The organism is Sunxiuqinia elliptica (genome assembly GCF_900113005.1).
Classification (GTDB): Bacteria; Bacteroidota; Bacteroidia; order Bacteroidales; family Prolixibacteraceae; genus Sunxiuqinia; species Sunxiuqinia elliptica.
On record NZ_FONW01000002.1, the window covers coordinates 406452 to 416988 of the forward strand.

Sequence of the window (10537 nt, forward strand, 5' to 3'; positions counted from 1 at the left end):
TAGATCGTCTTTGGATTGGTTTTTACCTCATCCTATAAGATTGGTGTTTCTATTGGAAGATCCTTGTGATACTTCTTCAAGAAATAGCAGAGTCGGAATCTAGCTCGATTTGGAATGAAAGGATCTTCTTAATCTTTTGCTTCGGATAAGCAGCAAAGGAAAGTTTAGGACATAAAAAAAGCAGGCTGATTAGCCTGCTTCCTTATATTTTGACTGGAAATCCGATTAATAGAACTTCGCACGTTTGTCTTCAATTTCAATGGCATTTCTTTGAGCTTCGTAAGCTTGGTAAGCTGCACGATAACCCATGGCTTGGTTCAAGCGTGATTGCTCAGCCAATACATCTTCGTCTGATCCTTCAGAGATCGAAACAACTTTGGCTAGGTAAACTCCGTTGTTACCTACGATTGGAGCAGAAACCTGATCTTGTTTTAGGTTGGCTACTGTACCAATAACGGCAGGTTCCATGCCTACTGCAGGTATTGAAGTAGAATTGAACGTTAAGCCATTGGCATCTTTCACGTCAACATTCAGTTTTGTTGCTGCAACTTGTAGGTCGTTTCCTTGAATGGCTTCGGCCATCTTAGTTTTTAAAGCTTCACCTTTCTTTTGTTTCTTCACAGCCAACTCAACGCGAGGACGAACTTCTTCAAAGCTAGCAGTTCCTTCTTCGGTTGCTCCGGCCAAGGCCGCAATTACAAAGCTATCACCCAATTCGAAAATAGCAGAACCTTCGTTGTTGTGAAGAATATCTTCCATATCGGCTTGGTAAGCAGCGCGAATTAAAGAACGCGATTGTTCCAAACCTCTAACTTCACGGTCATTTTCACCTACAGTTGCAATCTTTTTAGTCAATTTTTCGTTGGCTATTGCTTCATTGAATGCTTCGTAGTTTTGGTTCTCTGCTACAAATTTACTAGCCAAAGAGTAGACATTTTGGTAGGTTTGAGTACTTGGTTCAACAGCACGTGATAAAATTGCCAAGCGAACATTTTTGACTTCTTTTCCACGTTTTGTTGGTTGAATCAAGTGAACACCAAACTGAGATGTTGTCGTATAAAGTTCATTAACTTCTCCGTTGAAAGCAGCATCTTCGAAAGGTTTTACCATTTGATTTCTTTTGAACCAACCAAGGTCTCCTCCTTTGCGAGCCGAACCTGGATCTTCAGAATACTGCTCAGCCAAGGTTGCAAATTTAGTTCCGTTCTCAATCAATCCTTTCAGGCTGTCGGCTAAGGCCATGGCAGCAGGGTAGCTACCTACAGTTTCTGGCTTAATCAGGATATGACGAGCTTGAACTGAATCTGGCAGGTCTTTGAAATCATCAATTTTTACCAATTGATAAGCGTTGCCTTCTTTGTAAGGGCCATAAACATCACCAACTTTTCCTTCAAAAGCAAAGTCTGCCAAGTTTGCAGGCAGTTCACTTTTCTTTTGGTAAAGGTCTTCGAAGCGAATGTCTGAATTTACGTTTACGTACTGTTCGTTGTCAGCAACGTTGGCAAATTCAGTTTTTACATCTTCAACCCATTTTAGGGTGTTGGCGTCATCAGCTTCTGATGCTTTTACATCGAAGGTAATGTATTCGATGGTGCGGCTTTCCGCTTGTTTGTAATCGTCAAGGTGCTCGTTGTAATAGTCTTTCAGTTCTTTGTCTGTTACCGCAATTGCGCTATCAGGCATGGCGCTAAAAGGCAAACGAACGTACTGCATATTCACTTGGTGATTTTTAGCAGTCAGGCTGTTTTTAGCTTCAGCACTGGTTGTATAAAGTCCTTGGCGAACCAAATTGGTGTATTTGGTTTGAATACGCTCTTCTTTAATTTGTTGCTCAATATATAGCCAATAAGCTTTTTGTTGGGCTGTAGCATTGGTCTCCAACGATTTCAGGAATTGCAGAACAGCAGTTTTATCCACTTGTCCGGTTTGAGGGTTACGGAAAAGTTGTTGGATGATTGGGTGCAGGTTAGATCCCTGAACCATATCGAAAAGCTCATCCGAAGTTACTGTTAAACCTAAATCGTCATAAACTTCGCTCATTACGATTTCACGAACTAAATTTTGCCAAGCTTGCTCACGCACCTGAACCCAAGCGTTATCATCAAGCTGTGTGCTCCCGGTGTTCATTTTGTAAATTTCGGCAATTTCTTCAATCCGCTTTTGGAAATCAGGATACTGCACAGATTCACCATTAATATCGGCCACTTCAAGCTGTTGTGGTCTTAATAATGAACTACCTGAGCGAAGCATGTCACCTAAAATAAAGGCAACCAATGCGAGACCAATAATGATCGCTACCAATAATCCGGCACGATTTCTTATTCTCTGTAGTGTAGCCATTGACTAAATAATTATTGAATTATGATTCTACTTATTTTTTTCGAGCTACGAAGATAGCAATTTTAAGAATTAATCCTTAAGATTCATTTTTTATTTTAGGTGTTGTCCAATATCTTAAGGTTTACCAGCTCGATCTTGGTATTTGTAGCTTTTAATATCTTAAAACGGTAGTGCTCAATGTCTATGACGGTATTTATTTTGGGAATACTCTCGTGATGGAAAAGGATAAATCCAGCAAGCGTTTCAAAATTTTCTTCAACGGGGAATCCGAGGTTGTATTTTTCGTTTAGATCATCCAACTCTATTCGAGCTGAAAGAATGTATTCGTTTTCACTCAGTTTACGTTCTACAAAATCAATGGTGTCGTGCTCATCTTCAATTTCACCAAAAATTTCTTCCAAAATATCTTCGCTGGTAACCATGCCAGAGGTTCCTCCAAATTCATCGACAACAATGGCGATACTGCGGTGTTGCTGGATAAATTTACTCAGCAATTTGCTTGCAGGCATTGTTTCGGGAACAATGAGCACCTTATTTAGGTTTGAGCGGATTGATCCTGGATTGGAGAATATGGTGGAGTGGTGGATGTATCCAATGATATTGTCGATATTATCCTGGTAGAAAAGGATACGGGAATACCCGGTTTCAATGAATTTTTGGATCAATTCATCCATGGACGAATTAACATCCATAACTTCCATTTCGGTTCGAGGAACCATAACTTCTCGCAGCTTGACTTTGGAGAAGTCTAATGCATTTCGAAATAGTTTTACCTCGTTTTCAACTTCTTCCTCGCCAAATGTTTGATCTTCGTTTTGCTCTTTAACAAAGTGATCAAGGTCGACTCGGTTAAAGACTGTTTTTTTGACTTGTTTGCTGTAGGTGGATTTAAAAAACACTTTTAGCAAAGCACTGGAAATTCCCATGGTTAATTTGGTCACCGGGTAAAAAAGAAAGTAGAAAAAGGCCAAAGGGATGGAAAAAAAACGCAAAAAGGTATTGGGATTGATTCGGAATAATGTTTTGGGTAAAAACTCAGCTGTCACCAGAATCAATAAGGTTGAGCTGATGGTTTGTAACAGTAAGACGAGACTGTCAGTCTGAACCCACCGAAAGAAAAAGGGTTCCAGAAGTTTAGCAAAGGCAATCCCGTAAATTACCAAAGCAATATTGTTCCCGACCAACATGGTGGCAATGTATTGCCCCGGATGCTGCGTAAATAGCGATAAAATACGAGCGCTAACAAAATTTTGTTGTTTGTCGAGTTCAAGCCGGAGTTTATTGGCTGAAACGAATGCAATTTCCATCCCGGAAAAAAAAGCTGAAAAGAGAATGGTGACAAAAATCGTGATAATCAGGACTTCCATGGAGTTTTATTCTTCTACTTCGAAATAAAGTGGGCCTCTCGGCTTTTTAATTTGCCAATTGGATAAATTCTGGTCTGACTCAAGGCCAATCCCTGTTAGTACTCCATCTTTACGGATAATTTTGACAAATTGTTCAGAATAAATTTTTCCCTTCTCTTCTTCCCAAATCAACTCTTCTGTTTTTAGCGTGTCTCCTTGAGGGTTGACAGCAACGACATCATTCTGTGCTTCCCAGCGTTGATCTTTTTCGAAGTACCGGGCATAGTTGGATGTGATGCTTGCAATTTGCTCCATCTTTTCATTGTAACGTTGAATGGCTACCCCTTCAGGAAATTCAATGAATGGAGGCTCTGCTTGATCGAAATGAATAAATTTTGGGGTAGTTAACTTGAAGCGAATAATCGATGAGTCAGACTGAATCATTTCATAATTTTCAGCTTCAATGCTTGCCAATTTTTCCCCAGCTGAGAATTCTTTGATCTTCTCAATTTTATTGGCACAAGAAAAGAAAAGCATCGCAATTCCCATTGAGAGAATTGCAATGCTTACTTTTGAATATTGTGTGTGTGCTAACTTACTTCGCACGAGCTTTTGTTGTTTCATTAATCCAGCTACCAATTTTATAGCTTTGTCCATCTTGTAATCCCTGGAAGAACATAGTCTCTTTATCAGGGAAGTAACGTTTGTAAATATTGATCTTTTCGTTTGCCGAAGTAAATACCTCAGGATCTACTCTTTTGGCTTTTTGATAGTAGTCAATAGCTAACCAATACAAAGTCAGGTGCTCGAATTCACTTTCACCATAGTGCTTGCTGTATTGTGCGTAAATGTCGCCAATCAGGATGTAAGAACGGCCAGAATTTGGATTATTGGCAATTGCTTTGCGAGCTAAATTACGAGCTTCCTGGAAGTTGTGTTCTTTAGCAAAAATGAACAAACCTAATTCGTAATAGTATTTAGCTAACAATTCTTTATCTGTTTCTGACTCAATCGCATTTCTATAATATTCTTTGGCACGATCAAATTGATCACGTTTTACGAACAGACGAGCCATGTTGAATGCTGCCTCAGCCGAAGGTTCCATGCTATACAGTTTTTCTGATGCTGAAGCAAATAATTCACTTTCGGTACAGTCTTGACGATCAAGAATACGAAGCATCTTTTTCAGTTCGTCAATATCTTGTGCAATTTCATCAAACTGTGGCTCATAAAGTGCGATTAGTGCTTCACAGTCAGCTGCACCACTGGTTTGGAACAAGCGATCAAGCAATTCTTTCGCAGTCGTGTATTTTTCGCTGTCTGGTTCTTTGCTCAAATAGTTGTTGACAATTTCAGAAGCTGTTTGGTAGTTGGCTGCCACTTTTTCTTTTGGGAATTCACCCATGGCAAATAGACGTCTTGTTGCTTGCATGTATACAACTAATACAGCAACTTCAGTTTCGTTTTTTTCTAACTCAATGGCTTCTTCCAGGTAACCATATCCTTCTTTAAGGATTGATTTAAGTTGATTGTCATCAAGATTTTCATTTCCTAGCTTGTACTTCAATAAATCAGTACCCTGACGTCCACGAACGTAACCTTTTTGGTCAAAGTATTTGATTCGACGGTTATATACAGACATTAACGAGTCAATCATTGCATTTTTCTCATCCCAATTTTCTGTATCATTAACGAATGAGTCATACATGTTAGCTCCATGGATGTATAGGTTAAGTGTCGCTTTTGGGTATTTGCTATACACTTTTCTCCAAGGTGCAAGAGCTGATTTGTAGTCATCCTGTTTGTAAAATTGGTCATACATTGACAGGTTATTCATGAAGTCACGATCTTTAGCCTTAATCAACTCTTGGCTTGTTCTAAGATCAATTCCTCCAGCAACGGTTGGTGTTGCTCCTTTAGCAGGAAGCTCGCCATCAAAACTGAAGTCAATTGAATTACTGGTATTGCCTTCAATGTCCAGTTTGCGGCTATCGTCAATAAACGTAAATTTTAAGTACTTTGACTTATCGCTCGCTTCAATCTCATACTTCCCGTCAAAGCTGGTCATGTATGTGTCGTTCGATTTGTGTGCTTCTACAGTAACCCCGGCAGCAGGTTCCCCTCCCCGGTAAACGGTGCCTTTGATAACTCGTTGTGCAATTGACGCTAAGCTTGTCATTGCTACAAGAGCTACGGTAAGCAAAATAGTTTTGGAAAATAAAGGTTTCATGATCAAGAATATTTTAGTTACACTTTTTTTGATTAGTCAAATTTCTGTTGCATAAACCAGCGATCAGCCAGGTTCAAATATAAACTTATTTTGGTATAGTTTTCACGGATCAAGTTATCTTTAACCGTACCTCGACGACCAAACTCTACAGCCAAATTAATCGTTGATTTAGAACGTGTGACTGGTAATCCTACACCAAAACTCATGCCAGTTTCATTAAGCTGTTGGTTATTAATCTTCAAGTAGGACTTGTCGGTATGTATTCCGGCCCGGTAGCGGATGCGTTTAAAGTAGCTTCTGATGGAAGATCCTTCTGGAATATACTCAGCGCCCAAGCTAAGTCTTGTTTGGTTTGTTAACTCAGGAATTGTGCTTCCGAAGAATTTGGCGTCACTCCATTTTGAGTGATAGAAATCAGCGTTTACTTCGAGTTTGTGAAGTTGCGTATAAGTCACCCCAAAGCCAAAGCTGGTTGGTAGTTGAATGGCGTTCTTGTCATCAACGATTGTACTAATTGAATCGGCAATGGTGTTACTCCCTAGTCTTAAAAGCTTTTGCTGGTTGAGTGAATGGAAGGCTGTAAAATCAGATTTTTTCTCAAAGGTTGCTCCCAGAGTTAGGTGTTTATCGTTTTGCAATGGGATATTGTATTGCATCCCTAGTAAGTAGGCAAAGTCTCTTAAGCGAGTACGTTCCACCTCTTGAAAAGTGTATTGCGAAGCATCGTCCAGAAAATGGATGGAGTTGTTCTGGTCAAGCGTTCCGAAGAGGTAATATACATTTGCTCCAACAGACAAGGATTCGTTGATATTGAATCCGGCGCCAATATAAGCCTTGGAAATTGTTCCAGTTCCGAAGTAGTCCGACTGGACTCTGCCGACTCCGGGAAGTTCTTCTACAACCGATATTTCATAGCCTTTATCTGCAAAAGGAGTGATTCCCATAGTTGCAGCAGCCCACCGTGTAATTGGGAAACTGAAAGAAAAGTAGCGGAAGTTGACATCGTTAGTGGTATACTTTGAATTGGCGGATTTGTACTCAGAAAAGCGTCCGTCTGCTCCAAATTCAAAGATGAAAGACATACTGTCAACGGCAGCATAGGATGCTGGGTTGGCGGTGTTGATTTGCAGTTGATGTCTGCTACCTAATGATGCACCTCCCATGCCAGCAAAACGCCCGTATGAGTAAGAATGAAGATCTCCTAACCCAAAACGAGAAAATGGTGACGAAGTGTTGTTATTTTGCGCGAACGAAGTCAATCCAATTAGAACGAATAATCCGCTGATGAAAATTCCGTTAAGTCTCTTTAACATTGTATTCCAGAATTCTGTTTAAACCGATGAGCGTTAAATTAAAGTTTACAAAGATGGAATTTTTTAACTTCTTATCAAAGAATTTAGCATCACCGCCAGTAATAATGATTTCTAAATTTTCGTAAATAGTGTTAAAGTATTCGATGTATTGTTGTACCTCGAATAATAATCCCATTTGCACCCCTGCCTGAATGGCTGTTGAGGTGTTCGAACCAAGCATTGGAAAATCGTCTGAACTTTCAACCAAAGGTAACTTCCCTGTAAAATGACTTAAAGCTTTAAAACGCGTGCTTAAGCCTGGAGAAATATTGCCGCCTAAATACTCGTTATTGGCTGTCACCAACTCGTAAGTAATGGCTGTTCCGGCATCAATTACCAAAACATTTTTTCCTGGAAAAATTTCGGTAGCTCCAACAGCTGCTGCCAAACGATCCTTTCCCAAGGTGTCTGGTGTTTCATACCGATTGATCAAAGGAACTGGCGTACTAGCATCAAGTTCAATAAAGTACTTGAAGGATTTTTGTAGAAATTGCTTGAGTTCTTTCGGATACTCGCGAACCGAGGAAAGAATCGCATGGTTTAGGTCGGCATGCTCATCGAGCAGTAGCTGCAGGTGTGCAACATTCAGCTCGTCCAATGGCACATTGAACATGAGGTCCCGTTCATTAAACAGGGCCAGTTTGATGCGACTGTTGCCGATGTCGATAACTAAATTCATGCGAGACGTTCTCTTGTTTTTATTCTTCCAGTCGTTGGCTGATGTCCATCGCCTGAACGGAATGCGTAAGTGCGCCAATGGAGATGTAATCAACACCTGTGGCAGCAACCTCTTTTAAGCGTTCGAGCGTCATGTTTCCGGAAGCTTCTACTTTCGCTTTTCCGTTAATCATTGCTACTGCTTTACTCATGGTTGCATTGTCCATATTGTCAAGCATAATGATGTCGGCTCCGGCATTCAAGGCTTCCTGCACTTGCTCAAGCGTTGTCGTTTCAACCTCGATTTTGATCTCTGCTGGAATTTTGGCCTTAATCTGTTCAACTGCTGGCGTAATTCCTCCGGCGACTTCGATGTGGTTATCTTTAATCATTACCATGTCGAAAAGGCCGATCCGATGGTTGGTTGCACCTCCTGTTTTGACGGCATACTTATCCAGCATTCTGAATCCAGGTAAGGTTTTGCGTGTGTCTAAAATAACCGTCTTGGTATCTTTCACGGCTTCGGCATATTTGCCGGCCATTGTGGCAATACCTGAAAGGCGTTGGAAAAAGTTAAGTGCTGTACGTTCAGCGGTAAGTAAAGCCCGGTACGATGCTTCAAAGCGCACCAAGACGGTGCCATTTGTTACTTTAGCTCCTTCTTCAACCTGAGGTTCCCAAACCAAACTTTGGTCAAGCTGACGGAAAACCATCTCAGCGATAGGAAGTCCGGCAATTACGCCATCAGCTTTAGCTACCATGTAGGCTTTGCGTCGGGTTTCGGCCGGAATTAAATTATCAGTGGTAATATCGCCGATGTTGGCTACATCTTCATCTAAAGCCAACCGGATTAATGTTTCTGCTGCTTGCAGTTCTTTTGAATTCATCATTTTTTGATTGGAATAAAAATGGGTTCTTGATTTTTTTGTTGCACAATGTGCAGTCTAAACTCTGGAGATTCTTGTTGAAAATCTTCGCGGATATGCCCACCCCGGCTTTCTTCCCGGAGAAGAGCCGACTGGGTTATTAGTAAACAAATTGCAGTGATTTGTTTTATCTTGAGTTCATTGTAGTCCGAAATTGTGTTGGGGAGCTTTTTCGCTAGGTCTTGTAATTGAGCGATGGCTTCCGCTAATTTTTTACCTTCCCGAACAATTCCTACATTTTCAGACATTAAGTCTGCAATCTCGTTTTTTACTTCCAGGTAGGCTTGTTCGTTTTTCGGATCATTGGTGAATGGCGCAAAGTCTGTTGTTGCTGGCTTTTTATGACTTCTCTTGGCTGCTTTTTCGCTGGCTCTTTTTCCAAAAACCAGGCATTCCAATAAGGAGTTGCTGGCCAGTCGGTTTGCTCCCATAACCCCCGTTGATGCGACTTCCCCACATGCAAAAAGCCCGGGAATATTGGTCTCGCCGTCCAAGTCTGTTTTTATGCCACCAACCATATAGTGTGCGGCAGGAGCGATCGGGAGCAGATCCGACGTCATGTCATAACCATATTCTTTCAATTGCTTGTAAATGTTTGAAAAGCGCTTCTTTATCTTCTCCGCATCCAAATGTTTTAAAGACAAATAAAGGTGTGGCGTTTTCAGCTTCTGCATTTGACGATAAATTGAAAAAGCGACGATGTCTCGCGGAGCAAGCTCAGCCAACGGGTGTACCTCTTTCATAAAGCGCTCTCCTTCGGTATTTAACATCCAGGCTCCTTCTCCGCGAACAGCTTCACTGATCAAAAAGGCATCTTTGTCTTTTAAATACAGCGCTGACGGATGGAATTGAATAAACTCCATATCGGCCAATTGCGCTCCGGCCTCATAAGCTAAAGCGATACCATCTCCTGTGGCCGTGTGAGGGTTAGTCGTTCGACTAAAAATCCGAGAGAGTCCGCCAGTTGCCAGAATACTTGCTTTACCCTTAAATACAAGGTTTTTCCCGGATACAAAGTCAATCGCTTGAGCTCCGGTACATTCACCCTCTTCAATAAGCAGTTGGGTAACAGCCGTATATTCAAAAGAGGTAATGTTGGGCTGCTTTTGAACCTGTTCCAACATAAAACAGGTAAGTGCTTTTCCTGTGGCATCTCCTCCGGCATGCAGAATGCGGCGTTTGCTATGCCCACCTTCCAATCCTAAAACAAACTCATTGTTTTGCTTGTCGAACTGCATTCCAAGCTCAATCAACTCCAAAATTCGGTCTTTTCCTTCGTTGACCAGAATTTCTACCGGGTCTTTTTCGCAAAGCCCTCGCCCTGCAACCATTGTGTCGTCAAAGTGAAGCTTGGGGGAGTCCGCTGCAGAGATGGCTCCGGCAATACCGCCTTGAGCGTAATAAGAATTACTGGTGTCGAGTTGTGATTTGGTGATAATTGCTACTGTTCCGTATTTGGAAGCATGATAAGCAGCCGACAAGCCTGCCAGGCCACTGCCAATTATAATGGTGTCGAAATTTAAAACTTGCATCGAAATGGAAATTCGTGTCAAAATTACGAGGAGCAAAGGTAACTAAAACTGCTATACTGCATACGATTAATTCGTTGTTTTTGTAATGGATTTAAATGACTTTTAACCACGGAAATTATTTTTGTGTATTTAGAAATATTTACATTCTAAGTTT

Annotated in this window: 8 protein-coding genes; all 8 read right to left on the reverse strand. The window is 41.1% G+C overall.

The features are described from left to right. Positions 1 to 225: 225 nt before the first annotated feature. The 8 genes from BM156_RS20900 to nadB all read right to left on the reverse strand — a co-directional run bounded on the left by BM156_RS20900 (position 226) and on the right by nadB (position 10383). Positions 226 to 2340, reverse strand: coding sequence for a peptidylprolyl isomerase (locus BM156_RS20900; RefSeq protein WP_093919006.1), 2115 nt, complete (start codon positions 2338 to 2340; stop codon positions 226 to 228). 95 nt (positions 2341 to 2435) lie between these two features. After that, positions 2436 to 3707: a hemolysin family protein gene (locus tag BM156_RS06405; RefSeq protein ID WP_093919007.1), complete on the reverse strand. Its 1272-nt coding sequence runs from the start codon at positions 3705 to 3707 to the stop codon at positions 2436 to 2438. A gap of 6 nt (positions 3708 to 3713) precedes the next feature. Beyond that, positions 3714 to 4310 (reverse strand): LPS export ABC transporter periplasmic protein LptC, encoded by a 597-nt coding sequence (gene lptC, locus BM156_RS06410; RefSeq protein ID WP_170846879.1) that lies wholly within the window; start codon positions 4308 to 4310, stop codon positions 3714 to 3716. Beyond that, positions 4282 to 5916, reverse strand: a complete 1635-nt coding sequence (locus tag BM156_RS06415) for a tetratricopeptide repeat protein (protein WP_093919009.1) — start codon at positions 5914 to 5916, stop codon at positions 4282 to 4284. Before BM156_RS06415 ends, lptC begins: the two co-directional genes overlap by 29 nt. Positions 5917 to 5948: 32 nt before the next feature. Then, positions 5949 to 7229: a BamG family beta-barrel-assembly machinery protein gene (locus BM156_RS06420; protein WP_093919010.1), complete on the reverse strand. Its 1281-nt coding sequence runs from the start codon at positions 7227 to 7229 to the stop codon at positions 5949 to 5951. Next, positions 7213 to 7947, reverse strand: a complete 735-nt coding sequence (locus tag BM156_RS06425; RefSeq protein WP_093919011.1) for a type III pantothenate kinase — start codon at positions 7945 to 7947, stop codon at positions 7213 to 7215. Before BM156_RS06425 ends, BM156_RS06420 begins: the two co-directional genes overlap by 17 nt. Before the next feature lie 19 nt (positions 7948 to 7966). Further along, positions 7967 to 8815: a carboxylating nicotinate-nucleotide diphosphorylase gene (gene nadC / locus BM156_RS06430; protein WP_208111648.1), complete on the reverse strand. Its 849-nt coding sequence runs from the start codon at positions 8813 to 8815 to the stop codon at positions 7967 to 7969. Next, positions 8812 to 10383, reverse strand: coding sequence for an L-aspartate oxidase (gene nadB, locus BM156_RS06435; protein WP_093919012.1), 1572 nt, complete (start codon positions 10381 to 10383; stop codon positions 8812 to 8814). Before nadB ends, nadC begins: the two co-directional genes overlap by 4 nt. Positions 10384 to 10537 lie beyond the last annotated feature (154 nt).